The sequence below is a fragment of the Polyangium sp. 6x1 genome (assembly GCF_029946515.1).
Taxonomy (GTDB): Bacteria; Myxococcota_A; Polyangia; order Polyangiales; family Polyangiaceae; genus Polyangium.
Window position 1 is genome coordinate 159,388 of record NZ_JARZHH010000010.1, and the last position, 24,643, is coordinate 184,030.

The 24,643-nt window shown below is 69.1% G+C and carries 23 protein-coding genes; 15 read left to right on the forward strand and 8 right to left on the reverse strand.

Annotation, left to right across the window (positions count from 1 at the left end; translation table 11 throughout):
- Positions 1-73 precede the first annotated feature (73 nt).
- Positions 74-421, reverse strand: a complete 348-nt coding sequence (locus tag QHF85_RS13075; RefSeq protein ID WP_281327482.1) for a hypothetical protein — start codon at positions 419-421, stop codon at positions 74-76.
- A 119-nt stretch (positions 422-540) separates the two neighbouring features.
- Here QHF85_RS13075 and QHF85_RS13080 point away from each other — a divergent pair, with 119 nt between their 5' ends.
- Together QHF85_RS13080 and glmS are read left to right on the forward strand one after the other, a co-directional pair.
- Positions 541-1,755, forward strand: a complete 1,215-nt coding sequence (locus tag QHF85_RS13080) for an MFS transporter (RefSeq protein WP_281327483.1) — start codon at positions 541-543, stop codon at positions 1,753-1,755.
- 103 nt (positions 1,756-1,858) lie between these two features.
- Complete coding sequence (gene glmS, locus QHF85_RS13085) at positions 1,859-3,691, forward strand: glutamine--fructose-6-phosphate transaminase (isomerizing) (RefSeq protein ID WP_348652734.1); 1,833 nt, start codon at positions 1,859-1,861, stop codon at positions 3,689-3,691.
- 60 nt (positions 3,692-3,751) lie between these two features.
- On the opposite strand, the gene QHF85_RS13090 is transcribed toward glmS, so the two are convergent.
- Positions 3,752-4,159, reverse strand: coding sequence for a DUF2795 domain-containing protein (locus QHF85_RS13090; protein WP_281327485.1), 408 nt, complete (start codon positions 4,157-4,159; stop codon positions 3,752-3,754).
- Between the two features lie 211 nt (positions 4,160-4,370).
- On the opposite strand from QHF85_RS13090, the gene QHF85_RS13095 reads away from it, so the two are divergent.
- From QHF85_RS13095 to QHF85_RS13140, 10 genes are all read left to right on the forward strand, one after another.
- Entirely contained in the window at positions 4,371-4,610 is a 240-nt protein-coding gene (locus QHF85_RS13095; RefSeq protein WP_281327486.1) for a hypothetical protein, read from the forward strand.
- A gap of 261 nt (positions 4,611-4,871) precedes the next feature.
- Positions 4,872-6,125, forward strand: coding sequence for a serine hydrolase domain-containing protein (locus QHF85_RS13100; RefSeq protein ID WP_281327487.1), 1,254 nt, complete (start codon positions 4,872-4,874; stop codon positions 6,123-6,125).
- 43 nt (positions 6,126-6,168) lie between these two features.
- Positions 6,169-7,083, forward strand: a complete 915-nt coding sequence (locus QHF85_RS13105; protein ID WP_281327488.1) for a hypothetical protein — start codon at positions 6,169-6,171, stop codon at positions 7,081-7,083.
- A gap of 96 nt (positions 7,084-7,179) precedes the next feature.
- Positions 7,180-8,361 (forward strand): acyl-CoA dehydrogenase family protein, encoded by a 1,182-nt coding sequence (locus QHF85_RS13110; protein WP_281327489.1) that lies wholly within the window; start codon positions 7,180-7,182, stop codon positions 8,359-8,361.
- 12 nt (positions 8,362-8,373) lie between these two features.
- Positions 8,374-9,513: an acyl-CoA dehydrogenase family protein gene (locus tag QHF85_RS13115; RefSeq protein ID WP_281327490.1), complete on the forward strand. Its 1,140-nt coding sequence runs from the start codon at positions 8,374-8,376 to the stop codon at positions 9,511-9,513.
- 263 nt (positions 9,514-9,776) lie between these two features.
- The gene (locus QHF85_RS13120) at positions 9,777-10,787 is read left to right on the forward strand and encodes an STAS domain-containing protein (RefSeq protein WP_281327521.1); all 1,011 of its coding nucleotides are present in this window, start codon (positions 9,777-9,779) and stop codon (positions 10,785-10,787) included.
- A gap of 25 nt (positions 10,788-10,812) precedes the next feature.
- Positions 10,813-12,027, forward strand: coding sequence for an acyl-CoA dehydrogenase family protein (locus QHF85_RS13125; protein WP_281327491.1), 1,215 nt, complete (start codon positions 10,813-10,815; stop codon positions 12,025-12,027).
- A gap of 11 nt (positions 12,028-12,038) precedes the next feature.
- Positions 12,039-13,184, forward strand: coding sequence for an acyl-CoA dehydrogenase family protein (locus QHF85_RS13130; protein WP_281327492.1), 1,146 nt, complete (start codon positions 12,039-12,041; stop codon positions 13,182-13,184).
- 9 nt (positions 13,185-13,193) lie between these two features.
- Complete coding sequence (locus tag QHF85_RS13135) at positions 13,194-14,519, forward strand: hypothetical protein (RefSeq protein WP_281327493.1); 1,326 nt, start codon at positions 13,194-13,196, stop codon at positions 14,517-14,519.
- Between the two features lie 56 nt (positions 14,520-14,575).
- A complete protein-coding gene (locus tag QHF85_RS13140) occupies positions 14,576-15,079 on the forward strand; it encodes a GNAT family N-acetyltransferase (protein WP_281327494.1) in 504 nt (167 codons plus the stop codon).
- A gap of 57 nt (positions 15,080-15,136) precedes the next feature.
- Here the strand turns inward: QHF85_RS13140 and QHF85_RS13145 are convergent, their stop codons facing one another.
- Positions 15,137-17,338 (reverse strand): beta-propeller domain-containing protein, encoded by a 2,202-nt coding sequence (locus tag QHF85_RS13145; RefSeq protein ID WP_281327495.1) that lies wholly within the window; start codon positions 17,336-17,338, stop codon positions 15,137-15,139.
- Positions 17,339-17,528: 190 nt separating this feature from the next.
- Here QHF85_RS13145 and gloB point away from each other — a divergent pair, with 190 nt between their 5' ends.
- A complete protein-coding gene (gene gloB, locus QHF85_RS13150) occupies positions 17,529-18,293 on the forward strand; it encodes a hydroxyacylglutathione hydrolase (RefSeq protein WP_281327496.1) in 765 nt (254 codons plus the stop codon).
- Here the strand turns inward: gloB and QHF85_RS13155 are convergent.
- The 5 genes from QHF85_RS13155 to QHF85_RS13175 are packed head-to-tail and all read right to left on the reverse strand — an operon-like array spanning position 18,290 to position 22,583.
- Positions 18,290-19,507, reverse strand: coding sequence for a hypothetical protein (locus tag QHF85_RS13155; protein WP_281327497.1), 1,218 nt, complete (start codon positions 19,505-19,507; stop codon positions 18,290-18,292). The genes gloB and QHF85_RS13155 overlap by 4 nt on opposite strands.
- 50 nt (positions 19,508-19,557) lie before the next feature.
- Positions 19,558-20,208 (reverse strand): class I SAM-dependent methyltransferase, encoded by a 651-nt coding sequence (locus QHF85_RS13160; RefSeq protein ID WP_281327498.1) that lies wholly within the window; start codon positions 20,206-20,208, stop codon positions 19,558-19,560.
- A 13-nt stretch (positions 20,209-20,221) separates the two neighbouring features.
- Entirely contained in the window at positions 20,222-20,497 is a 276-nt protein-coding gene (locus QHF85_RS13165; protein ID WP_281327499.1) for a hypothetical protein, read from the reverse strand.
- A gap of 54 nt (positions 20,498-20,551) precedes the next feature.
- Positions 20,552-21,604, reverse strand: coding sequence for a carbon-nitrogen hydrolase family protein (locus tag QHF85_RS13170; RefSeq protein WP_281327500.1), 1,053 nt, complete (start codon positions 21,602-21,604; stop codon positions 20,552-20,554).
- 10 nt (positions 21,605-21,614) lie between these two features.
- Positions 21,615-22,583 (reverse strand): hypothetical protein, encoded by a 969-nt coding sequence (locus QHF85_RS13175; protein WP_281327501.1) that lies wholly within the window; start codon positions 22,581-22,583, stop codon positions 21,615-21,617.
- 126 nt (positions 22,584-22,709) lie between these two features.
- Between QHF85_RS13175 and QHF85_RS13180 the strand changes: the two genes are divergently transcribed.
- Positions 22,710-23,816 carry a metal ABC transporter substrate-binding protein gene (locus QHF85_RS13180; RefSeq protein ID WP_281327502.1) on the forward strand — a complete coding sequence of 369 codons (1,107 nt, stop codon included), beginning with the start codon at positions 22,710-22,712 and terminating at the stop codon, positions 23,814-23,816.
- Positions 23,813-24,640 carry an ATP-binding cassette domain-containing protein gene (locus tag QHF85_RS13185; protein WP_281327503.1) on the forward strand — a complete coding sequence of 276 codons (828 nt, stop codon included), beginning with the start codon at positions 23,813-23,815 and terminating at the stop codon, positions 24,638-24,640. Before QHF85_RS13180 ends, QHF85_RS13185 begins: the two co-directional genes overlap by 4 nt.
- Positions 24,641-24,643: the final 3 nt, after the last annotated feature.

Sequence of the window (24,643 nt, forward strand, 5' to 3'; positions counted from 1 at the left end):
AAGACCCTCCAGACCGGAGGAGGCTACCAGCCGGCCAGGTCGGGCCGCAAGACGACTGTCGCGCGCGAGCGGATCAGGCGAGGTCGAGCTTGCCGTGATCGTCGCAATGCCCGCCGTGCGGGTGATGCAGGTGCCCGCCGACGAGGTAATCGACGTGGTCTCCGTGCGGGACGCCCTCGTGTCCACACGCCGGGCCGTGCGTGTGGCCCTTCTGGTGCCCGCCGCAGGCGTGCGAGGGCGTGCATTGGTCGCGGTTCGCCTGGTCGACCGCAATGACGTGCTCGTCCGTGTGATCGCCGTGTGTGTGGTGCAGGTGTCCGTCGTGCAGGTAATCGGTATGACCCTGGTGCCGGATCGCCGTGTGCCCGCAGCCGTCGCCATGCTGGTGGTCGTGGCTGCCGTGCGTGGGGTGGTCGTGCATCGTTGTCCTCCTTCATACTGCTTGGCGCTGACACGCGGACGACGGTACCCCCGCGTTCGCCGGGGCCCCATCTCGGGAATTTCCGGCGGGCGGCCGTGCGCGACCCTTTTCGTCCGGCGATGGCCGTTGCGGTAGCTCGATCGGTCGCGCAGAGTGCGCGCCTGCCCGTGCCCGGCGTCGTCGCGCTCCGCCTTTACTACCTCGCGAGCTTCGCGGTGCTCGGCGTGTATTTGCCATTTTTCCCGCCGTGGCTCGCGGCGCGCGGCATCGAGGGCGTGTCCTTCGGCCTGCTCACGGCCACGTTCCCGGCGATGAGCATGATCGGCCCGCCCGTGTTCGGGCTCGTGGCCGACGCGCTCGGCCTCCGTGGCCACCTCTTGCGCGTCGCGTGCGCAGGGGCGTTCGCCGGGTTCGCCGGCGTCGCGGCGCTCGCGGGGGGCGGAGGTGGTAGCTTCGCCGCGCTGCTCCTGCCGGTCGTCGTCTTCGCGTTTTTCCGCTCCCCCATGTCGATGCTGGCCGACGTCGTCGCCCTCGAAGCCGCCCGCGAGGGGCACGTGCCCTACGGCGCGACGCGGCTCTTCGGCTCGATGGGGTTTCTCGTCGCCGCGGTCCTCGCCGGCGGGCTCGAGCCGACCTCCGCCGTGCAGATTCCGCTCGCCATTGCCGCGCTCCTCCTCGTCACGCTCGGCGTCACCTTCGCGCTCCCTTCCCGCGTGCCCGCCCCCGCGAGGCCCTCGGTCGCGCAGATCCGCGCGCTGCTCGCGAGCGCCGACGTGCGCCTCTTCCTCGCCTCCGCGTTCTTCGCGCAGGCCGCCTTCGCTTGTTATGACCAGTGCTTCTCGCTCCACCTGCTCGCGCGGGGCGCCTCGCCGCGTATCATCGGCGCGACCTGGGCCGTCGGCGTCTTGGCCGAGGTCGTGCTCATGGCCAACGCGGGCGCCCTCGCCGCGCGCGTCCGCGCCCCCGTGCTCCTCGCGGTCGCGTACGGTGTCGCCGCGCTCCGATGGATCCTCATCGCGTTCGTTCCGGGCTTCCTTCCGCTCCTCGTGCTCCAGCCCCTCCACGGGATTGCCTTCGGCCTCGCGTGGGTCTCGGCTCTCGCCTACGTGAAAGATCGTGCGCCGAGGCACCTCCTCGGGACGGCGCAGGGCGTGTTCGTGGCCACGGTCTCGGCGGGCTCCGTCACCGGCATGCTGGGCTGGATCCACGTCTATCGCCGCGGCGGCGGGGCCGTCGCGTTCGGGTGCGCCGCGCTCGTATCCGCGATCGCTTGCGGGATCGCGATCGCCTTCGCGCGCCGCACGCGTGCGGGGCGGAACGAGGCCGTTCTCTGACCCGCCAACGCGCGGCGGAAGTCGAACTTTTTTCGCTCGGAGCCACGGCTCGGGTTACACCTCGGCAGCGGCGCCCGTGCCGCTGCACGAAGCGAGGCATCCGATGTGCGGGATCGTGGGATACGTCGGGACGCGGCATGCGGCCCCCATCATCGTCGACGGGTTGAGGAAGCTCGAGTACCGGGGGTACGACTCGGCCGGCGTCGCCATCCATGACGGTCGTTCCATCGAGATCGTGCGGACGCTGGGCAAGCTCGCGCGGCTCGGCGAGGCGCTGGACAAGCGTCCCCTCGCGGGCTCGACGGGCATCGGGCACACGCGATGGGCGACGCACGGACGCCCGAGCGAAGCGAACGCGCACCCGCACTCGGCCGGCCCGGTCGCCGTCGTGCACAACGGCATCATCGAGAACCACGTGGCCGTGCGGCAGGACCTCGAAGCCGAGGGCGTGAAGTTCCTGTCGGACACGGACACGGAGATCGTCGCGCACCTGATCGACCGGGAGCTCTCGCGGGGGAAGAAGCCGCTTTTCTCGGCGGTGCAGGCGGCGCTCCGGCACGTGGTGGGCGCCTACGCGATCGCGGTGGTCTCGCGCGACGAGCCGGACGTGGTGGTCGTGGCGCGGCATGGCTCGCCGCTCGTCGTGGGGCTCGGCGAGGGCGAGATGCTCTGCGGCAGCGACATCCCGGCGCTGCTCGCGCACACGCGGTCGATGATCTTCCTCGAGGACGGGGACGTGGCGGAGCTGCGCGCCTCGGGCGTGCGTTGCGAGACCGTCAGCGGCGAGGTCGTGACGCGGAAGGCGAAGCACATCGACTGGAGCCCGGTGCAGGCGGAGCGTGGCGGCTACAAGCATTTCATGCGCAAGGAGATCCACGAGCAGCCGGAGGTCGTGGAGGCGACGCTGCGCGGCCGGATCGACCTCGCCGAGGGCGACGTGTACGCCGCCGAGATGGGCGTACCGCCGGAGGTGGCCAAGGAAATCCGGCGCGTGTACTTCGTGGCGTGCGGGACGAGCCACCATGCGGCGATCGCTGGCCGGTACTGGATGGAGCAGCTCGCGAAGGTGCCCACGGTCGTGGAGCTCGCGAGCGAGGTTCGTTACCGCGAGCCGCTGTTCTACCCGGACGATCTGGTGATCGCGGTGAGCCAGTCGGGCGAGACGGCCGATACGCTGGCGGCCGTGAAGGCGGCGAAGGCGGGCGGCGCGCGCGTCCTCGCGGTGGCGAACGTGCTCGACAGCGCGATCCCGCGAATGGCCGACGGCGCGCTCTACACGCACGCGGGCCCCGAGATCGGCGTGGCCTCGACGAAATGCTTCACGACGCAGCTCGCGGCGCTCCTCCTGCTCGCGGTGTACATGGGCCGGCGGCGCGGCACGCTGCCGCAGGAGCGCGCGCAGCGGGTGCTGCAGGCGCTCTGGGAGATCCCGAGCGCACAGCGCGAGATTCTTGGCGACGCCGATTACGTGCACGCCATTGCGAAGAAGCTCGTGCACGCGAAGGACGTGCTCTTCCTCGGCCGCGGGCTCGGCTTCCCGATTGCGCTCGAAGGGGCGCTCAAGCTGAAAGAGATCTCCTACGCGCACGCCGAGGGCTACGCGGCCGGCGAGATGAAGCACGGCCCGATCGCGCTGATCGACGAGCAGCTCCCGGTCGTCGCGGTATGCCCGCGCGACGCGCAATACGAGAAGATGCTCTCGAACTTGCAGGAGGTCCGGGCCCGCGAGGGTCAGGTCATCGCCATTGCGACGAAGGGCGACGAGCCGATGCTGGAGCTCGCGCAGCACATCGTGTGGATCCCGAAGGCGCCGGACGAGGTGCTGCCGCTCCTCACGGTGCTGCCGCTTCAGCTCATTGCGTATTTCGTGGCGAACCTGAAGGGCAACGACGTCGACCAGCCGCGCAACCTCGCGAAGACGGTCACGGTCGAATGAGGAACCCTCACCGGAGCCCCTCTCCACCGCGTGGAGAGGGGCCTCCGCCGAGCCCGACGCTCAAGCCGCTTTCTCGTCTTTGTCGCTGCCGCTGAGCCCCTCCTCCTTGAGGGCTGGGCTCACCGCCTGGACGATGTTCGCCATCGAGGGGAACTCCTCGTCCTCGAGGTCCTCGATGATCTGGCGCAGCTTGACGGGCTGCCCCTTGCGATATTCGATCTCCTGATTGCCCGCCCGCGCGAGCAGGTCTTGCTTCGTCACGGGGAACTCCAGGCCGGCGAGCGCCTGCGTGATCGCGCCGATGCCGAACGCCGTCCCTTCGGGCGGCCCGGGCTTGTCGTATGCCTGTCCGCGGACCTCCTTCCGATCGCGGAGATCTCGCTGGTGTTGAACCTCTTTGCCGCCGAGGTGCCCTGCCTCCTGGACGGTCATCGTGCCCTTGCTCTCGTCCTTGTTTTTTTCGGCCATGGTCTGTCTCCTCGCGTGGCGTTCGGCCAGCCGTATGCGGCGCGGCTCGGCCTCGCCGCTTTCGTTGGGCACGGCGGGACTCGCGTCGAGGGTTTGGCGGAGTGATCCATTGAGGATGCGCTCGGCGCGCCGCATCGAAACGGCCGGGCCTGGTCCTCGCCCCTCTTGCGGTCCGCGCCGAGGCGGGCATGAGACCTGCGGGAGGAACCTCATGGCGCAGACGTGGAAACCCGATCGAGACGAGCGAACGGCCCCGCCCGAAAAGCCGAGCGGATGCACGCCGGCGGACGAGCCCGAGCACGGCCGTCCGCCGGTCGCCTGGGAAGGAGAGACCCGGGTGCTCGAACCAAAAACGGTCGCCGACGAGCTCGTGGACGAGGCGTCCGAGGAGTCCTTCCCTGCCAGCGATCCGCCTGCCTGGACACCGACGAAATCCGTGGGCAAGAAGTGAGCGACCCTGCCGCTCGGGCGCTCGGGGGCCTGCCCGTGCGCGCTGGGCTCGGCCCCCCAAACCCCGGTCGCAAAACGGCCTACCCCCTCGACGAGGAACTTGCTGCCCGCTTGAAGGTCGGCAAAATGTTGCGCTTGCGCGCTCACGCCACGCGTGTGCCCGCGTGACGCTTCCCTCCCTCGCCGACGAAGAAACACCCTTCTTATGGGCCAAGTCACGTCCCCCATCGATCGCCGCCAACTTCTCCAAGGGCTCGGGGCCATGTTCCTCGCCTCGGCCTGCTGCCCGACGACGCCCGCGTCGCGCAGCGTGGAAACGAAGGTCGCGCCGAGGCCGCTCGTGCCCTCGACGGGGCCGCTCGTGCCGGACACGCCCGAAAACGTGGGCATGTCCTTCGAGCGGCTCGAGGACGTCTTTGCGCGCCTCGAGCGCCGCGTGAACGACGAGGCCTTCCCGGGATTCGCGGCTCTGGTGGCACGACGCGGCAAGATCGTCGCACAGCACGCCTACGGCAAAAAAGTCCGCGGGGGCGGTGAGCCCGTCACGCTCGACACCATCTTCGACCTCGAATCCATGACGAAGGTCGTGTCAACGGCCATTTCCGCGCTCGTCCTCGTCGACCGGGGCAAGCTCCGCCTGGACGACCCGGTCGTCAAATACCTGGCGGATTTCAAGGGCGCTGGAAAAGAGCGAGTGACGGTGCGGGACATGCTCCGGTATACGTCGGGGCTGCCGCTCGACAACCATTTCTTCGACGAAAAGCCGAACGAGATATGGCGGAAGATGGCGGCCACGCCGCTCGAATACCCCCCCGGGACGAAGGTCGAATACAGCGACCTCACGTATCGCCTGCTCGGCAAGGTCGTGGAGGCGGCCTCGGGCGCGACGCTCGACGTGTTCGCCCGTGACAACGTGTGGAAGCCGCTCGGAATGGTCGACACGATGTACAATCCCCCGGCCGCGCTGCTCCCGCGCATCGCGGCGACGGGCCCCACGCAGCGGCGCACGGCGATCGTGCGGGGCGCGGTCCAGGACGATCAGGATTTCGCGCTCGGCGGCGTCGTCGGCTGCGACGGCGCGTTTTCCACGGTGAAGGACGTGGCCACGTTCTGCCAGATGGTGCTCGGCGGCGGCACGTACGCCGGAACGCGCATCTTCGCGCCGGAGCTCGCCGCCGAGATGGTCGCGAATCAGACGCCGTTCGTCGACGCGGACAAGACGGACACGTCGCCGCTCATGAACCTCGTCGCCACGCCGAAGGGTTATGGCTGGGAGCTCTTCACGCCGCGATTCTCGAATGGCGGGACGCGCCTGTCGCCGGGATCGTATGGCAAGGTGGGCGGCGCGGGCACGTTCATGTGGGTCGATCCGTCGCGGCAGCTCTTCGCCATCTTGCTGACGAACCACGGCCTGCCCGTGCCTTTCGACGAGCGCGGCTGGGATCGGCTCCTCGACGAGACGAGCTGCGTGGAGTTTTTCGACGGCGTCATCGGATCCGTGACCGACGACGCGTGACGAGCGCCTTCCGAGCGCTCGCGCATTGCGCTAGCATGGCGCGATGCGCGCCTCCCTTTCCTTCGCGATTTCGTTTGCCCTGTGGACATTCGCGTGCAGCTCGCCTCCGGTCGATACGTTCACCGGCGGCAGCGGCGCCGGCGCGGGCCCGATCCTCACGGGCGCAGGCGCGGGGAGCGGGAGCGGAATGGGAGGCGATAGCGGCGGCGGCGAAGGCGGCAGCGGCGTCGGGAGCGGGAGCGGCAGCGGCGGCGGCATGATCGTCGACCAGGACGGCGACGGCCTCGACGATGCCTACGAGGCTTCCCTCGCCGAGAGTCATCTCCCGTTTCTCTCCCTCGATCCCGAGGACGGTTGCCCGCGCGGCGGCATCGTGTATCGCGTCCGCCCGCACCCCGACGACGCCACGCGCATCCACATCGTCTATGACCACCTGTACGAGCGCGATTGCGGCCTGACCGCGCACGCCGGCGACAACGAAGCGTTTGGCGTGACGATCGACCCGACCGTCCCGCCGCCCGCGGGCATCCTCGCGATGCGCGCCGTCGGCCACCAGGCGACCCTTTGCGAGAAGACGACCGAGTGCGGCTCCTGCGGGGATTTGCCCGCCTGCGCGACGGCCATGAAAAACGGCGCGCTTTTCCCCGTCGTGTTCTCCAGCAAGGACAAGCACGCCGGGTATGTCGAGAAAGACACCTGCAATCCGTTCCTCGCTTGCCTCGACACTTGCACGCTCGCGCCTACGAGCGCGACGCCGCCGATGGTCAACGCGGGCGAGCCCGACGCGCCGCTCGTCACGAACCTCACGACGCAAGGATTCATCCACGCCGCGAACGGCTGGACCGAGCAGGAGCTCTTCGACGTGAACCCGTGGGAGCCCGAAAAGGACTTCGGCGGCGCGGGCAACGTGGCGGGGGACCTCGTCGACCCCGCGTTCGTGCCGCCGGCGTGCCCGTGAGGCGCTTTTCGACGCGCGGGGGCTTCGCTCGCCGCGCCCCTGAACCCCCTTCCCTCCGACGCCCGTTCGCACTATGGACGGAAGCCGGAGAGCCTGATGGACCTGTCCTTCACCCCCGAACAGATCGCCTTCCGCGAGGAGGTCCGCGCGTGGATCCGGGAGGCCATGCCCCCGCAGATCCGCGACAAAGCGGCCGCCGACGCGCATTTCGAGCATGACGAGATCATGGCGTGGCACCGGATCCTCCACGCGAAGGGCTGGGTCGCGCCCCATTGGCCCGCGGAATGGGGCGGCGCCGGGCTCGACGTCACGCGCCGCTTCATCCTGACCGAGGAGCTCGAGCTCGCCGGCGCGCCGGCGCTCTCGCCGTTCGGCCTCATGATGGTCGGCCCGCTCATTCTCCAGTTCGGCACCGACGCCCAGCGAAAGCGCTTCTTGCCGAAGATCCTCGCGGGCGAGGAGGTCTGGTGCCAGGGCTACTCCGAGCCGAACGCCGGCAGCGACCTCGCCTCGCTCAAGCTCTCGGCCGAGCCCGACGGCAAGGGCAATTACGTGCTCAATGGGCAGAAGACCTGGACGACGTACGCGCAGTATGCCGACTGGATCTTCGTGCTCGCGCGGACCGACAAGACCGCGAAGAAGCAATCGGGCATCAGCTTTTTCCTCGTCGACATGAAGACGCCCGGCGTCACGGCGCGGCCCACGCTCACGATCGCCGGTACGCCCGCGTTTTGCGATACGTTCTTCGAGAACGTCACGGTTCCCGCGGAAAACCTCGTCGGCCCGCTGCACGGCGGCTGGACGCTGGCGAAGGCGCTGCTCGGCCACGAGCGCACGTACATCGCGGCCGTGGGTTTGTCGACGCGCACCTTGCGACGCGTGAAGCGCATCGCGGCGGGGACGAAGGAGCGGGGCGTGCCCCTCCTCGACGTGCCGGCGTGGCGCGCGCGGATCGCGCGCATGGAGATCGAGCTCTGGGCGCTCAAGATGGCGAATTACCGGGCGATCGCCTCGGCCGAGCTCGGCCACGCCCCGGGGCCCGAGTCGAGCATCTTGAAGATCCGCGGCAGCGAGATCATGCAGCAGATGTACGAGCTCGCGATGGACGTGATGGGGCACGATTCGCTCTCCTGGCACAACGAGCCGGGCACGGTCCCCGCGATCGAGGACGCGGTCCCCCCGCAGTTCAATTACGCGCGCGCCGCCAGCATTTACGGTGGCAGCAACGAGATCCAGAAGAACGTCATCGCCAAAGCCATCCTCGGCCTGCCGAGCTGACGGGGACTCGCCATGAATTTCGACCTCACGCCGGACCAGAAGCTGCTCGAAAGCACCGCGGCCTCCTTCGTCAAGAAGGAATCCCCCGTCTCGCGATTCCGTGCCCTCCGGGAAGACCCGGTCGGCTGGAGCAAATCCCTCTGGAAGACGATGGCCGAGCTTGGATGGATCGGCCTCGCCTTCCCCGAATCCGCGGGCGGCCTCGGCGGCTCGTTCGTGGATGTTGCGATCCTGCTCGAACAATTCGGCGCGGGCCTTTTGCCCGAGCCCTACGTCCCGTCCGTGCTCGCCGCGGGCACGGCCATTCTGCGCGCGGGCAGCGCCGAGCAACACGAGGCCTACCTCGCGCCGCTCATCGCCGGGGACACGAGCCTCGCCCTCGCCTGGGCCGAGCGCGGCGGTCGTTATGATCCGACCTGGGTCGAGACGACGGCCACGAAAAAGGGCGACGAATACGTGCTCCAGGGCGAGAAGATTTTCGTCCAGAATGGCCACGCCGCGGACGTGATCGTCGTCTCGGCCCGCACCGCGGGCACGCCGGGCGATACCGACGGCATCTCGCTCTTCGTCCTGCCGCGGGACACCGAGGGCCTGCGGATCACGCCCGTGAACACGATGGACGGGCACAAGGCCGCGATGATCACGCTCGCCGGCGCGGTCGTCCCGGGCGCGAATCGGCTCGGGCCCGAGGGCGCGGCGGCGCCCGTGCTCGACGAGATCATGGATCTCGGCGCGGCGGCGGCGTGCGCGGAGGGGCTCGGCGTCATGCGCGCCTCGCTCGCGATGACCGTCGACTACCTGAAGACGCGCGAGCAATTCGGCGTGAAGATCGGCACGTTCCAGGCCTTGCAGCACCGCGCCGTCGACATGTTCATCCGCGCCGAGCTCGCGAAGGGCACCTCGATCCTCGCGAGCGTCAAGGTCTCCGATCCCGACCCGGCCGAGCGCCGCTTCGCCGTCAGCGCGGCCAAGGTCGAGCTCGCGATTTGCGGGCGTTACGTCTCGCAGCAATCCATCCAGCTTCACGGCGGAATCGGCATCACGGACGAGCATGATATCGGCTTGTATTTCAAGCGCATGCACGTCCTGAACGCCCTCTTCGGCGACGAGGAGCACCACCTCGCCCGATTCGCAGCGCAGCCCGCGTTCTGACGTCCCTCCGCCCGCGCCCCGGCGCGCGTCGAGCACACCCCTTTCACCGAATTCAGGAATGGCCCGAGATACGCGCGTGTTCAGGACGCGTATCGTGGCGCATTCACCGGGGGGTGATCATGACGGACGTTCTTTTCTCGGGGGGCCAAGTCCCTGATCTACAGAACCGTGCTTCCATTGTCGCCTGCGACGTCGGCGGCGTGTCCTTGTCCTTCGATATGCAGAAAGGGATGGTGTCATGTGGCGGCCATCCATCTGTGATCATGTGGACCGGGACGACCGTCGCCGGCCTCATGCTCGGCCTTTCCCGCATGGTGGGCGTCGAGCGATTCAACCTCGCGCTCCAGAGTGGCGGGCGTGACAGCGTCGACGGAGACTGGGGACACATCTCCACGTTCCCCACGTTCGAGGAGGGGTTTGCCTCCCTCGCGCTCATCGCGGCGGCGGCGGGCTGGGGGCTCTGGGAGGTCGTCTCGCTCGATCGCGACACCGAGGTAGGCCGATTCCGCTGCAAGAACGGCTGGGAGGCCACGTACCAGCGCACGCTCTCGGTGTGCTGGGGCTCGGGCATGATGGGCGGCAAATTCGCCGGGTTCTGCGCGCGCCTCTTCGGCAAGAATTGCTGGGCGCAGCAGGTCCTGTTCCAGGCCCGGGGCGACGAGGCCGACGAGTTCATCGTGCGCCCGTCGGATCGCACCGTGGAGGGGGATCTCGAGCGGCTCCTCGCCGCGGACGCGGCCACACGGGCGGATCTCGCGGTCGCGCTCGAGCGGTTGCGCCAGGAGGTCGAGGAGCGCCGCGCGACCGAGGACGCGCTCCGCCGCACCGAAAAAGAGAATGCTTTCCTGATCGACCAGCAAGCGAGGACGATCGCGGCGCTCTCGACCCCGATCATGCAGGTATGGGAGGGCATCTTGACGTTGCCCATCGTCGGTCAGGTGAGCGGGGCGCGCGCGACGACCATCATGCAGGCGCTCCTCCAGGAGATCGTCCAGCGCGGCGCGCATTATGCGATCCTCGATCTGACGGGCGTCGACGCGCTCGACGCCGAGACGGCCGACCACCTCCTGCGCATCGTGCGCGCCGCGGAGCTGCTCGGGGCGCGCGCGATCGTCAGCGGCATCCAGCCCAAGGTCGCGCAGACCATCGTGCAGCTCGGCGTCGATCTCGCGGGGCTCACGACGGTCGCGGACCTCGAAGAGGGCCTGAAGACCGCGCTCCGTTCGATGGGCGTGCGCGCGCCCGCGCCGGGCCTGTCCCCTTCGCAGCGGTAAAACCTCGTGGTAACATGCGTTTCGCATGGACCCGACCCGAGACACCGCCGAGACGCGTGACCTGCGCGAGCGGGCGCGCGCGTTTTTTCATGACAACCGCCCCTCCGATCCGGGCTTCAAGCTCCCGCAGACGTTCCTGGAGGTCGAGTCCGAGGAGCAATTCCTCTGGCTCAGGGCCTGGCAAAAGCAGGTCTATGGCGCGGGGCTTCTCGGCGTCGAGTGGCCCGTGGCGTATGGCGGAAAGGGAATGCCGTCCGGGTCGCAGCGCGTCGTGGCCGAGGAGATGGCGCGCGCCGGCGTCCCGTTCCTCGTGAACCGCATCGGCCTCGACTGGGCGGGCCCGACGATCCTCGCCGTCGGCACGGAGGAGCAGAAGCAAAGGTACCTGCGGAACATCCTCTCCTGCGACGAGGTGTGGTGCCAGGGCTTCAGCGAGCCCGGCGCCGGCAGCGACCTCGCGAGTCTGCGGACGAGCGCCGTCCGGAGCGGCGACCATTACGTCGTCAATGGCCACAAGGTCTGGACGACGCAGGCGCTCTGGGCCGATTTCATGATCCTGCTCGCGCGCACGGACCCGAGCGCGCCGAAGCACGCGGGGATCAGCTATTTCTTGTTCCCGATGAAATCGAAGGGCGTTTCGGTGCGGCCGCTCGTGAAGATGACGGGCGAGGGCGGCTTCAACCAGGTGCTCTTCGAGGACGTCGAGGTCCCGGCCTCGTGTTTGCTCGCCGGGGAAGGGGACGGATGGCGCCTCGCGGTCATGACGCTCGCATTCGAGCGCGGCGCGTCCGAGGGGAGCGCGACCGGCGGGTCGCTCGCGGCGGGCGGCGAGGTCGCGCGGCTCGTCGCGCTGGCGAAAAAGGTATCGCGTGACGGAAGGCCGGCGAGCGAGGACGCCGTGATGCGGGATCGTATCGCGGAGCTCGCCATCGAGGAGGAGGCGCTCCTCGCGTCGGCGCTTCGGGCGCGGGTCCCCGGGCTCGTCGAGGAGCGCCCGCTCGCGCTGCCGTTCCTGGGCAAACTCGTGGCGACCGAGTTCGGGCAGAAGGCCGCGGCGGTCGGGCAGGAGCTCGAAGGGCCGCTCGCGCAATATGCGTTCGGCGCCGAGCGCGCGGCGGACGGGGGCCATTTCCAGCGGGCCTACATGAATAGCTTCGGCTTCACCATCGGCGGCGGGACGAGCGAGATTCAACGCAACCTGGTGGGCGAGCGGATCCTCGGCCTGCCGAAGAGCACCTGAGGAGAGGGACCATGCAAAGCAATGCTCGGATCCCCGACGATTTCGGTTATGGCGAGGAGCAGGCGCTCCTCCGGCGCGAGGCGAAGAAGCTGCTCGAGAGCTCCTGCAAGACGGAGGACGTGCGGCGGTGGATGGAGACGCCCGCGGGCTTCGACGAGGGGCTGTGGGCGCGGGCGGCCGAGGCAGGATGGCTCGGCCTCGTGGTGCCCGCGGCGCACGGCGGCAGCGAGATGTCGATGACGAGCCTCGCGGTCCTGATGGAAGAAATGGGCCGCGTGCTCCTCCCGCTCCCGTTTTTCGGGACACTCTTCGCGACGCTCGTCCTCCGGGAGGCGGCGAGCGAGGCGGAAAGGGCGCGGTGGCTCCCGGGAATCGCGGAGGGCAAGGTTCGCGCGGCCGTTGGATTGGAGGAGCGGCGGGGCGGCTGGAATTTCGCGCATGTCGAGGCCACGGCGCGCCGCGAGGGAGAGCGCATTCTGCTCTCCGGCGAGAAAGAGCTCGTCGTGGACGCGCCGAGCGCGGCTCTCCTGCTCGTGACCGCGACCGAGCCCGAGGGCCCGAGCCTGTTCGCCCTGCCGGCCGCGTCGCCGGGCGTGACGGTATCGCCGGACAAACTCGTCGATGCGACGCGGCGGAGCGGGGCCGTGCGGCTCGCGGACGTCGTGGTGAGCGACGCGGATCGGATCGGCGAGAAGGGCGCGGCGGCGTCGATCCTCGGCCGGGTGATGCCGCGGATCTGGACGGCGCTCGCGGCGGAGATGGTGGGCGGCGCCGATAGGCTGCTCGGCATGACGACCGAATACGCGAAGATCCGGCAGCAATTCGGCCGACCGATCGGCGCGTTCCAGGCCGTGAAATTCCCGCTCGTGGATCTGCTCGCCCGGATCGAGCTCTCGCGGTCGCTCGTGTATCGCGCGGCGGCGGCGATCGATCACGCGCCGGCGCAGGCCGAGAAGCTCGCGCGCATGGCGAAGGCGCACGCGTCGGACACGTACGCGTTCGCGGCGGCGAAGTCGGTGCAGCTCCACGGCGGCATCGGTTTTACCTGGGAGTGTGACGTCCAGCTTTATTTCAAGCGCGCCCAGTGGAGCCGCGCGGCGTTCGGGGACGCGGCGCATCACCGCAAGCGCATCGCGGAGATGGTGATCGACGGCTAGGAGGCGCGTTTGTCCGAGGACGGCTTTCAATTGCCGAAGACGCGCGTTCTTTTTTCCACGGTGGAGCGCCGGCGAAGGCGCGCCCGTGCCGTCGTGCGCGTCGCGCTCGCCGCTGCGGTCGTCGGCGGCACGTTCGTCGCTGCGAGCGGCTTTCCCTTCGTCGCGAGCTTGATCGCCGCGGGCATTGCGGCGATCGTTGCCGGGGATCCGGAGACGCGTCGGGGCACTTTGTCTCGCGGCTCGATTTCGATCGACGCGCAGCGCGTCGTGGTGCGCGCCGAGCCCTCGGATGAGCGGTCGTTTCCAATCGAAGACGTCGCCGAGGGCTGGCTGGAGGCGCCGGGCCGCGCGACGCTGCGCCTGCGCGATGGGACGGATATCGTCGTCGACGTGCCGGACGACGAGGTCGGCCATCGGCTCCTCGTGGCCGCGGGCGTCGAGGCCCGCGCGCGTGCGATGCGCGTGGGCCTCGCCAGCGCGGCGCAGCGCGCACCCTGGGGCGAGATCTGCGGGGTGACCGGCCTGCTCTCTCTCACGCCGATCGCCGTGGTGCTCGCGTCCATGGTGCTCGTCACATCGGCGCGGGAATTCCACCGATGGCGAGAGACGCCGGTGTTTCTTCTTGGCATGCTGTTCTCGTCGGTCGCGCTTTTCGCGCTCGCCGCCGCGCTCTTCCGTTTCATGCGCGGCCGCCAGGTCGTCATCGGCACGGACAGCATCGTCTTTCAAGGCTTCTTTGGCCAGAGGCACGTCCCTTATGCCGAAATCGAGAACGTGCAACGGCATGAGTATGGCGTCTTGCTCGGGCTGCGACGCGGGAAAACCCTGTTGCTCCCGGTGCGCGCCGATGTCCGGGGCCCCCTGCCGCTCACGCCGCCCCCCGCGGTCGCGCGCGCGTCGGACATCCTCGAGATCGACGAAAACCTCATCCGTCGCGAGATCCTCTTCCGGCGTCTCGAAGAGGCCAGCCGCGCGCGTGGGCTCAGTAGCGCCGTGCGGCTCGATCTCGAAAAGCTCGATCAGCGCGAAAGACGGTTCTCGGTGTGGCTCGACGAAATGCGACGCCTGCTCGTGGAGCGCGGCGGCTATCGCGAGAGCCGCATCGTGCCCGAGGATCTCGCGGTGGTCGTGGAGGACCCCGGCGCCTCGCCCGAGCGCCGCATCGGCGCCGCGATCGCGCTCTCGCAATCGAACGACGAGGGCACGAAGCGGCGCATCCGGATCGCCGTCGAGGCGTGCGCAGACCTGGAGCTTCGCGCGGCGCTGGAAGAGGCGGCGCACGGAGAGATCCTCCAGGCGCGCGTGGAAAAACTCCGGCAGCGCTTCCGCGATTGAAGCCGCTCGAAGCCGTCCGCCTTCTTTTCCGGCATGCACGCTGCTAAAGACGTCCCATGACCCTCTCTCTTCCCGTCCAGGTTCGTCTCGCGAAACGCGAGGACGTGGCCGCGCTCGGTCGTATGGGCGCAGCGCTCGTCCGGTACCATCATTCGGTCGATCCGCTCCGGTTTTTCCTCGTGGGCGACGAGCGAGGATACGGGGCCTTTCTCGCGAGTGAGATCGGCCGGCAGGGCTCGGTCGTGCTCGTGGCCGAGGCGCGCGGCGAGGACGGCGCGGCGCGGGTGATCGGGTATGCCTGGGGTCGCCTCGAAGGCCGCGACTGGACCCTCTTGCTCGACGCTTGCGGCGCCCTGCACGACCTTTACGTGGAGCCGGAGGCGCGGAGGCTCGGCGCGGGGCGCGCGCTTTGCGAGGCGATGATCGAGAGCCTGTCTTCGCTCGGCGCGCCGCGCGTCGTGCTCTCGACCGCTTCGAAGAACGAAGCGGCGCAGAGGCTTTTTGCGTCGCTCGGGTTTCGCGCGACGATGATCGAGATGACGCGGGAGAAATCGTCTTGATGAACCGCCGCGCCCCGAGGCCGGGAGGAGGGAGCCCCGGGGCGCGGCGGAAAGATCTCAGAAGCCGCAGGAGCCGTAGGGCTGGGCCGGCTGGGGCAGGGCGACGGAGGAGACGAGCGTCTCGGGGCTGTTCACGTCGCTCGCGGTCACGCCGCCGTACGAGATCGCGTAGACGTAATCGTCGATGAACACGCCGCGGCGAACGTCGACGCCGTAGTAACCACCGCAGTAGCCGTACGGATCGGCCTGGAAGAAGCTCGTGTGGTCAATCGAGCCGCGCTTCACGATGCCGCCGTCGAGCGTCACGTCGAACAGCTCGAGCGAGCTCTTCATCTCGCCCGTGTTCGGGTTCCAGCCGCTGAAGGGGAACGCGAGCAGGTTCTTCGGGCCATACCAGTTGAACGCCTTGTGGTTGTAGAGCGCCTCGGAATAACCCGACTCTGCGCCCGAGAACGTGTACTTGTGCATCAGCGCCGGCGCCGTCGGATCCGTCACGTCGAAGACCTGCAGCGCGAGGCCGATGATCGCGCCGTCATTCGTGGCGTCCTGGCCGATCGTGAGCAGGTGGTTGTCGTCGATCGGGTGCATGTATTCGCTGAAGCCCGGGATCTTGAGCTCGGCGAGGACGGCCGGGGCCGCGGGCGTCGAGAGGTCGATCACGAAGAGCGGGTCGACCTGGCGGAACGTCACGACATAGCCGCGGTCGCCGATGAACCGCGTCGAATAGATCTGCTCGCCGGCGGCGAGGCCCGTGACGGCGCCGACCTGCACGAGCTCGCCCTGGTTCTCGCCGAGGACGTAGACGTCATTCGAGGTCGTCCAGTCCGTCTGCGAGGCGAGCTGGCGCGTCGTCGCAATGCGGAGCAGGCCGTCCTTCTCGTCGAGCGAGAACTGGTTTTTCACATGGCCGGGGACCGCGCCCGTCGCGACGTAGGCCGGCAGCGCCGGGTTCGCCGCGAGGTCGAACTTGTGCACGAACGTCTCGGTGGTATCGACCGCCTCGACGGGCAGGTTCCAGTTGAGCGACGGGTCCTTCCAGGAGCGCGCCGCGAGGTAGAGCGAATCCGCGTTCGAATACACGGTGTCCACGGCGCCGACGATGCTCGTCTCGACGAGGGGCGCGTGGAGGTCGTCGAGGGCGAACGACTCGACCTGCACGAGGCCGTACGACGTCGAGCCCTCGGTCGGCACGTAATACGAGCCGCAGGTCGGCGCGATGAGCGACACGGCGCCATTGCTCTTCTCGAAGCGGTAGGGGAGCCAGTCTTCGAGCGTCGAGCCGAAAATCGCGAGCGCGTTCTTGAAGCGGAGGTCCTCGAACGCCGTCGTCCACTCCTCGACCGTCTGCGGGCTCGAGTCGCCGAGATCGGGGTAATAGCTCAGCGCGGGGCCGTGCTGGCCGCCGGAGAGCACCGAGCGCACGTGCTTGCCCACGCGGCGCGACGAGGCGTAGTTGCCCTCGAAATAGAGCTCCTTCTGCACGCCTGTCGTCTGCCCGGCGTCGAGGCCGAGGACCGTGATCTTCGTGAGCGGCGCATAGTACGGGTTGTAATACCCGTCGTACGCCACGCCGCCGCCATAATAGTCGTAATAGGGGTTCCGCGGCTCGACGCCCGCGTCCTTGTAGAGCTGCGTGCCGTCGACCTGCGAGTAGATGACGAGCTGGTCGTCGGTCACGAACATCTCGATCGGGTTGCCCTCGACCTCCGTGGTCGCGCCGATTGCCAGATCCGAGGCGGGGAAGGAGTTCAGGATCTGGAGGCTCTGGCCGTGGAGCAGGTAGATGTAATTGCCGTCCGTCTTGAGGATGTCGGCCTCGTCGACGCCCGCGACCTGCGTGTTCGTTTCAGAATGCTCGGGCGCGTCCGGCCCGTTATCGCTGCCGCCCGACGAGCCGCCCGAGCCCGAGCTGCCGCCCGATCCGCTCGGGTCGCCGGGGACGGGGGAGGGAGGGACCTCGCCGCCAGAGCCCACCGAACCGCCGCCGTCTTCCCAGCCGTAATCGGGGTACCCCCAGTATCCGCCGTTGGCCTCGATCTCGGCGATGATCGCGTCGATTTGCGCGTTCATCTTCGCGACCGCGTCCTGCTTCAACATCTGCTCGAGATCGGAGCAGCTCTGGGCCTGCTGCAGCGTGCCGCGCGCTTCGCCGGTCTCCGGCGTGCGAACCTCGGTCGTACCGCTGCAGCCATAACCGGCCGCCGTGAGAGGGAGGAGCGAAGCGAAGAGCCACCAAGCGGAGCGAGCGTGTTTCATCATGCCCTCCCATTGAGCAAGCGCCGGGCCACCGGGCGCTCGACCCCCGCCCCACGAATTTCCACGTGAAATGGGGTCGTGGCCGGGTGCCGAAGTGTGCCATCGCGGCGCCGACGCCAGGAGGCGCCCGAGGAGGGGCTGGCACAGGCGGCTCCTCTTGAGGAGCGACGGCGGGCGAAGTAGGGTGGGCCGCATGCGAGTCGTCACCGTCCCTTGTTTGAGCGACAACTACGCGTATCTCGTGGCCGACGAGGGGCGGCGCGAGGCGGTGGTCGTGGACCCCTCGGAGGCGGAGCCCGTGCTCGCCGCCCTCGCGCGCGAAGGGCTCGACCTGGTGGCCATCCTCAACACGCACCACCACTGGGACCACGTGGGCGCGAACGAGGCGCTCCGCGGCCGCTTCGGAGACCTGCCCGTGTACGGGCACGCGAGTGATCTGGCACAGGGGCGGATTCCAGCGCAGACGGTCGGGGTGGAGGAGGGGACGCCGTTCGAGGCGGCGGGTCTCACGTTTCGACCGCTCCACGTGCCCGGACACACGCTCGGCGCGGTGGCGTACGTCGTGAAGAACGCCGTGTTCACCGGGGATACGATGTTCGTCGCCGGCTGCGGGCGTCTCTTCGAGGGCACACCGGCGATGATGTATGCCTCTTTGTGCCAGAAGCTCGGCCGCCTTCCGGCCGAGACGAAGCTTTATTGCGGGCACGAGTACACCGTGAGCAACCTGCGATTCGCCGCGTTCGCGGAGCCCGAAAACGAGGACGTGAAGCGCGCGCTCGAAGCGGCCCAGGACAAACGCAGCCGCGGCGAGCCCACGGTGCCGTCGACGATGGCCGAGGAGCACCGGACGAATCCGTTCCTGCGCGTGGACGAGCCGAGCTTGCGCGCGAAGTTTGGCGGGGCGAACGGGGCCGAGACGCTCGGGAAGGTGCGGGCGGCGAAGGACGGGTTCCGTTAGAGCGGCGGGCTCGCGTTCGGATCGCGCAGGCCGCCGAGGACGGCGTCGATGAGCTCCTGCGCCACGGCGACCCCGCCCTCGCGCAAGGCGCGGGCGTGGGTGATGGCCTGAGCGCGGTGCACGGGGTCTTCGTCGAGCCTGAAGCGGAATTGCTGCACGTCCACCTCCGCGATCAGGTATTGCGCGAAGAAACGGGCGATGGTCTTTCGAGGCTCGGGGCCAAGCAGGTCCTCCACGGAGATCACGTCCGTGAGGCCATCGTCGTCCTCCATTCCTGGCGTCTCCGCGCGCACGAACGGCGCGAGCCAGATGCGGAGGGATCGCTTTTTCGTGCGGATGAACTGGAGCGGGCCGTTTCGTCGGGGGTGCGGACGTGCTCCGTCCGCGGGGTTTTCGCCGAGGAGAAAGTCGTAGGTCGTCACGTCCGCGAGCTGCACGATGCCCGCGGCGTCGAGGGTCGCGACCATCTCCGCAAACTCGATGTCGCCCGGCGATACACGATACCCGCCCTCGCTCCGCGGGGAGGGGGAGAGCGGCGAGACCACGCGCCCCTTGCCCGAGAGCCAGGCGAGCCTGCCCCAGGAGGCCGCGCCGCTTCCGCTCGATTGCCGATCCGAGCCGGCCACGGAGAACGAGAGGCGTGACGTCCCACCGAGCGCCTTGCGCAAGCCGAGGAGCCCGCCGAAGACGCCCGCGCCGCCCACGGCGATGAGCAGCAAGGCGAGCGCGCTGAAAGCGAGCAGCGCCCAGATGCGCCGCTCCCCATCGTGATAAGGCCCGATGAGGATGAAGAGCCCGAGGCACAAGATGCCTCCGGAGAGCGCGAGCACGAAGGCCGGCCCTGCCCAGCCCTCCTTGTCGACGCTGAACGAGCGCGTCCGGTCGCAAGGCGGCTCGCCGCAGAACGGGCAAACGGCGTCGTTCGGGGTGCGCTCGCCGCACGTGAGGCAATGGGCGAGCGCCTCGTCGGGCACGCCCCGCGTCTTGTCGCTCGCGCCGGTGAAGGAGCGCGCGGCCATGACCAGCACGGCGGCGGCAATCGAGCCGAAGATGAGCGTGATGAACCCCTTGAGCAGCGCAGCGAGGACGGGATGCATGTGGAACGGCGCCGAGAGGATACCAAAGGCGAGCGCGAGCAAAAAGAGCGCGAGCGCGGAGGCGCAGATCGCGCCGAGGACCCGTGAGCGCGTGCCGAAATCGAGGTCGCCCTGCACGGCGTGAGCTTACCAGCCGGAGGCGAGGCCGCGCCACCCTCGTTGCAAGCTCAATCCTTCACCCAGAGCCGCAGGAACGGAATGCCGCGCGTCTCCTCGGGCAGGTGCGTGAATCCCTTGGGGATCGTCCCGCCGAATCCGTGAAACGTCACGACACACGCCCCACGCCGGGCCCGCGCGAGCGCAGCCTCGACCCGGGCGACGTCGCCTGCGGCGCGCTCCTCGGAGAGCGGGACCGTCCGGTCGACCCATTCCGAGGGTGAGAACGTGCCCTCCTCGAAGGGGTTGAACAGGTAAAACCCGTCGTACGCGTCGAAATCGACGTCGTCGAGCGTGCCGTGGATCAACGTGACGCGCGGAATGGCGTACGTCGCGAGGACCTCGCGGCCCGCGGCGACGAGGTTCTCCCGGTGCTCGACGCCCGAGAGCTCGAGGTCCGTCGTGATCGCGGCGATGACGCAGAATTTGCCCATGCCGGCGCCAATGTCGAGGACGCGGCGCGCGCCGTGCTTGGCGAACAGCTCCGCGGCGCGGCGGGCCACGTCGACCGGGGTCCAGTATCGATCGGAGAGCTTGCGGATGCGCTCGGGGTAGAGCCGATCGAACGCGATGTCGGAGACGACGCGGCCCGCGGCGAGGTCCGCGAAGAGGGCCCTGCGCGCTTCGTTGCGGGAGGTCGAGCCGGACGCGCGCGCCGTCACCCGGGCGCCTCGTTTACGAGACGTCGCCCGCGTCGCTCGCCCGCGTGGGGCGCCCGGCCGCGGGCTTGACGGCGCGCGTGGCGCGTTTTTCGACCTTCGGCGGCGGGACCGGCTTCTTGCCGAACTGACGCTGGAACGCGAGGACGATGCAGACGACGCCGAGCAGCCCGCAGGCGAGCGCCGCGGCGATCCGCGCCCATTCCGGCGCCTTGATCCCGTACGCCATGCCGGCGACGTTGAAGAGCGCGAAGCCTCCCATGAGCAGGATCCACGGGTTCGGTTGATTCATGATCGCGGTAGGTCCTCGGAGGCGCCCGAAGGTAAGACCCCGCGGCGGAGATGTCTATACCTCGACCACGCGGAGGAGCACTTCCTCGGCCTCGGGCGACGCGTCGCCGCGCGCCGCCTCGGCGAGGATCCGCACGGAAGAGCCGTCCCGCGCGAGGATCTGCGAGCGGCCGTCGAAGTGGCTCTCGAAGACGCGGCCGAGGAGCTGCGCCGTCACGCCGTAGCGCACGGCACGGAGCGGCGCGCTTTCCATCTGCGCGAAGAGCCCCTCGTCGAGCCATTGTTGTTTACGGCTCGAACGTCCGTCCCTTCCGCCGAACGTCCACGGCGACTCCCACGGCCAGAAATTCGCGGCGGGGTGGGCCACGACGGTGCAGCCGTGATCGTCGTAATGGGAGAGCAGGGGGCAGAAGTCGGGCTCGCGCGGGGTGTGCGGGACGGCGAATCCGTCGTAACAGATGAGCGTGCCGACCTGGCCGAACGGCGTGGAGAACGGCATGAGCTCGCCGCGCCGGCCCGGCGAGAGGCCGAGCGTGTCCTCGACGGTGGGGACGAGGTTCACCTTGCGGGAGACGCCGACGTGGCGGCCCGCAGGATTGAAGGTGTACGAGGTGTTGTAGACGCGCCCCTCGGCCGGCGAGAAGGAGTCGGAGAGGTTTCCGTGCGCATTGCGAGGCAAGACCGCGCTGCCGGCGACGGTCCAGGCCTCGTAGCGGCGCGCGAATCGCGAGAAGGCCTCGCGATAGATGCGCCGCACCTCGGGGGCGACCGCGAGGAGGAAGCCCACATTCGTGCGGACCGTCTTGCCGCGGAGCATCGCGGACGCCATGCGGAAGGGCGAGCGGAGGGCGACCTTCGTGAGCGCCTCCTCGACGGTGCGCGCGTGTTTGACGAGGTCGAGCCGGCCGGCGATCGGCAAGAACGCGCCGATCATCTCGGGGAAGACGGCGAGGCAAGGGTGCTCGTACGCGCCGCTCGCGGCCCGCGCGCGGGCCTTCGTGAGCTTTTCGCCGACGCGATCCAGCATCGCCTCGAAGGCCTCGGCGGACGCGTAGTCCTCCGGCGATACGTGGACCTGGCAGGCGGCAAGCTCGACCTTCTGGGGCATCTCGGGCCTCCTATTTCTGCTCGATTTGCCGTTCCACGCGAATCGCAGGCACGCCCGTCGGCACGAGGATCGCGTTCGGCGCGCGATATCCGCCCGGCGCCGCCGGGTCCACCTCGCGCTCGACCTCGCCGAAAATGCGCACCCGATCGCCCGGACGAACCACGATCTCGTCGACCGTGTCGAACGGGAACGGGTCGAGCCCCTCGTCCTCGGGGTCGTCTTGGTGGGTGATTGTCTGGACGAACCCATCGACGGGCGGCGCGTCCGAGCGATCGACCCGCTCGCGCGGGCCTTCGATGCGGATGCGGCCGCCGGGGACGCGCAGGGTGGTGCCGTCGTCGAGCTTCACGTCGAAGCCCGTGGTCTCGGCGTCGTGCAGCATGAGGTCGGTCCCGAGGAACCGGTCGTTGCGAAGATCGAGGGCCCACGCGACGCACGATTTGCCCGTGGCGGGCGCGAGCATGTGGGTTTGTCCGACCACGACCCCGCTCGGCCCCGCTCTGCGCCGGAGCGACGGGGGCTTCGTGAGTCCGCCGTTCGGTCGAGGCCGGTTCTGGTAGGCGCGGATGGCCTCGACGATCTTGGCGATGATCCAGTAGAGCGCGACGCCGGCCATCGCGATGAGCGCGATCACGGCGAGGACGACGGCGAACTCGCCCTCGAGCGCGAAGGTTCCGCAGTCGCCGCACCCGGTGCAACCCTCGAAGAGCGTGCCTGCGCCGAGCCCTCCGCCGCCGGCCTTCGCGAGCTGTTTGGCGCGCCTGCGCACGGACGGTGGACCCCACACCTCGGTGAGCAACGCCTTGCGCCCCGCCGGGGTTTCGAGCGACGTCACGCGATGCTTGGGCCCTCCATCACACGCCTCCTTCGGGCCGAGGAGCGTGCGGCAGTCGATGCACACGCGGACGCGGGGAAATGCGGCGCGCGAGGTGAGCGACGCCTGGTTGTCCTGGGGCGCCGTGAGGGACGTGGACGACATCGCGGCGCATCCTACTACGCAGCCCCGTTCAGACATCTCCCGAGCAGCATCCGACCCTGCTTGACACGAATCCCCCCTCGCTTCGATCCTGCCGCCCCGGCCCTCGCCCGGGGGGAAGCCTTGTTCATGACGCCGAGACTCGCCACGGTTCTGCGCTCCATCGTCCTCGTCCTCGTCGTGCTCGTCGCCGCCGCCTGCGGAAACCGCAGCAAGGACGGGCCCGCTGCCTCCTCGGACAAACCTCGCGTCGCGGTCTCGATCTTCCCGCTCTGGGACATCGCGCGTCGCGTCGCGGGCGACGGGCTCGACGTCGTGCTCGTGCTGCCGCCGGGCCGCTCCGAGCACAGCTACGACCCGACGCCAAAGGAGATGGCGCAGGTCGCGAAGAGCAAGCTCGGCATCTCGGTTGGCCTCGGGATGGATGGCTGGCTGGAGAAGATCGTGCGCGGCGCCGCGGGCACGGACGTGCCGATCGTGCAGCTCGGCCCCAAGGCGAACCCGCGGCGCATGACGGCCGAGGAGGTCGGCGCCGAGGCCGCCGAGGAGGGCGAGGACCACGACGAGAAGGGCCACGACGATCACGACGACAAGGCGAAGCACGAGGACGAGCACGGCAAGCAAGCCGATGGTCGCGAGCACGACGACGGCGATCACGCGCCGAAGCCCGAGCCGAAGGGCGCCGCGAAGGGCGAGCACGACCACCACGGCCATCACCACGCGCACGGCGCGGAGGACCCGCACTTCTGGCTGGATCCGGTGCGCATGAAGGCGGTCGTGCCCGAGCTCGTGGAGGCGTTCTCGAAGCTCGATCCGAAGGGCGCCGAGGGCTACAAGGCGCGCGGCAAGGCCGTCGAGGCCGAGCTCGACAAGCTGCACGCCGACCTCGACGCGCGCGCGAAGGGCTGGACGAAGAAGACGATCGTCACGTTCCACGGCTCGATGGGGTATTTCGCCGAGCGCTACGGCCTCTCGATCGCGGCCGTGATCGAGCCGTTCCCCGGCAAGGAGCCGACGGCGCGGTACGTGAAGGACGTGCTCGTCGCGGTCGAGAAGAGCAAGGCCGCGGCGCTCTTCTCCGAGCCGCAGCTCGATCGGAGGCCCGCGCAGGTGATCGCCGATCAAGCGAAGCTCCCGCTCTTCGAGCTCGATCCGATCGGCGGCAGCGCCGGCGCCGAGACCTACGAGAAGCTGCTGCTCAAGAACGCCGACGTCCTCGACAAGGCCCTGAAATGAGCGATGCACACGCTGATGCAGAGGGGATGCCGCAAGGGCATTTCACGCTCCCCGATCCCACGCTGCCGCGGGTCCTCGAGGTGGAAAACCTCGTCGTCGACGTGCCCGGGCGCAGGCTGCTCGACGGGATCTCGTTCTGGGTGCCGAAGGGCGAGTTCGTGTGCCTGTGCGGCCCGAACGGCGCGGGCAAGAGCACGTTCTTGAAGACGGTGCTCGGCCTGATGCCGCCGACGAGCGGCACGATCCGGATCATGGGCAGACCCGCGCAAAAAGCGCTGCGCGAGGTCGGCTACGTGCCGCAGCGCAAGACGAGCGACATGACGTTCCCGGCCCGCTCGATCGATCTCATCGTCGCGAGCATGCGCGGGAGCTGGCCGCTGCGCATCCACGAGGAGGAGCGCGTGCGCGCGGTCGAGATCCTGCGGCACGTGGGCGGAGAGAAGCTCCTCGAAAAGGAGATCGCGCGGCTCTCGGGCGGCGAGACGCAGCGGGTCTTTCTGGCGCGGGCGCTCGTGAACAAGCCGTCGCTCGTGATCCTGGACGAGCCGACGGCGGGCGTCGACGTGAAGGGCCGGGCGGAGTTTCTCGATTTGCTGGCGGAGATCTCGGCGAGCGACGAGCTCGCGGCGATCCTCGTGACGCACAACCTGGCGGCGGTCGCGCGCTGCGCCGAGCGGGTGGTGTACCTCGACGCGGGGAGGGTCTCGGCGTGGGGGCTTCCGAGCGAGCTGCTCGGCCAGGCGTCGCTCTCGGCGATATCGGCCGTGGCGGGCGGCGATCACGCGGCGCATTCGCATCACCATCCCTTGCCGGACGAGGAGTGACCG

Excerpts from the sequence above, each read along its gene's own strand:
- QHF85_RS13090 (WP_281327485.1), bottom strand. The coding sequence starts at position 4,159 with ATGGCCGAAAAAAACAAGGACGAGAGCAAGGGCACGATGACCGTCCAG.
- QHF85_RS13125 (WP_281327491.1), top strand. The coding sequence starts at position 10,813 with ATGGACCCGACCCGAGACACCGCCGAGACGCGTGACCTGCGCGAGCGG.
- QHF85_RS13080 (WP_281327483.1), top strand. The coding sequence starts at position 541 with ATGGCCGTTGCGGTAGCTCGATCGGTCGCGCAGAGTGCGCGCCTGCCC.
- QHF85_RS13140 (WP_281327494.1), top strand. The coding sequence starts at position 14,576 with ATGACCCTCTCTCTTCCCGTCCAGGTTCGTCTCGCGAAACGCGAGGAC.
- glmS (WP_348652734.1), top strand. The coding sequence starts at position 1,859 with ATGTGCGGGATCGTGGGATACGTCGGGACGCGGCATGCGGCCCCCATC.
- QHF85_RS13105 (WP_281327488.1), top strand. The coding sequence starts at position 6,169 with ATGCGCGCCTCCCTTTCCTTCGCGATTTCGTTTGCCCTGTGGACATTC.
- QHF85_RS13115 (WP_281327490.1), top strand. The coding sequence starts at position 8,374 with ATGAATTTCGACCTCACGCCGGACCAGAAGCTGCTCGAAAGCACCGCG.
- QHF85_RS13100 (WP_281327487.1), top strand. The coding sequence starts at position 4,872 with ATGTTCCTCGCCTCGGCCTGCTGCCCGACGACGCCCGCGTCGCGCAGC.
- QHF85_RS13170 (WP_281327500.1), bottom strand. The coding sequence starts at position 21,604 with ATGCCCCAGAAGGTCGAGCTTGCCGCCTGCCAGGTCCACGTATCGCCG.
- QHF85_RS13120 (WP_281327521.1), top strand. The coding sequence starts at position 9,777 with ATGTGGACCGGGACGACCGTCGCCGGCCTCATGCTCGGCCTTTCCCGC.
- QHF85_RS13165 (WP_281327499.1), bottom strand. The coding sequence starts at position 20,497 with ATGAATCAACCGAACCCGTGGATCCTGCTCATGGGAGGCTTCGCGCTC.
- QHF85_RS13175 (WP_281327501.1), bottom strand. The coding sequence starts at position 22,583 with ATGTCGTCCACGTCCCTCACGGCGCCCCAGGACAACCAGGCGTCGCTC.
- QHF85_RS13180 (WP_281327502.1), top strand. The coding sequence starts at position 22,710 with ATGACGCCGAGACTCGCCACGGTTCTGCGCTCCATCGTCCTCGTCCTC.
- QHF85_RS13185 (WP_281327503.1), top strand. The coding sequence starts at position 23,813 with ATGAGCGATGCACACGCTGATGCAGAGGGGATGCCGCAAGGGCATTTC.
- QHF85_RS13145 (WP_281327495.1), bottom strand. The coding sequence starts at position 17,338 with ATGATGAAACACGCTCGCTCCGCTTGGTGGCTCTTCGCTTCGCTCCTC.
- QHF85_RS13095 (WP_281327486.1), top strand. The coding sequence starts at position 4,371 with ATGGCGCAGACGTGGAAACCCGATCGAGACGAGCGAACGGCCCCGCCC.
- QHF85_RS13075 (WP_281327482.1), bottom strand. The coding sequence starts at position 421 with ATGCACGACCACCCCACGCACGGCAGCCACGACCACCAGCATGGCGAC.
- QHF85_RS13110 (WP_281327489.1), top strand. The coding sequence starts at position 7,180 with ATGGACCTGTCCTTCACCCCCGAACAGATCGCCTTCCGCGAGGAGGTC.
- QHF85_RS13130 (WP_281327492.1), top strand. The coding sequence starts at position 12,039 with ATGCAAAGCAATGCTCGGATCCCCGACGATTTCGGTTATGGCGAGGAG.
- gloB (WP_281327496.1), top strand. The coding sequence starts at position 17,529 with ATGCGAGTCGTCACCGTCCCTTGTTTGAGCGACAACTACGCGTATCTC.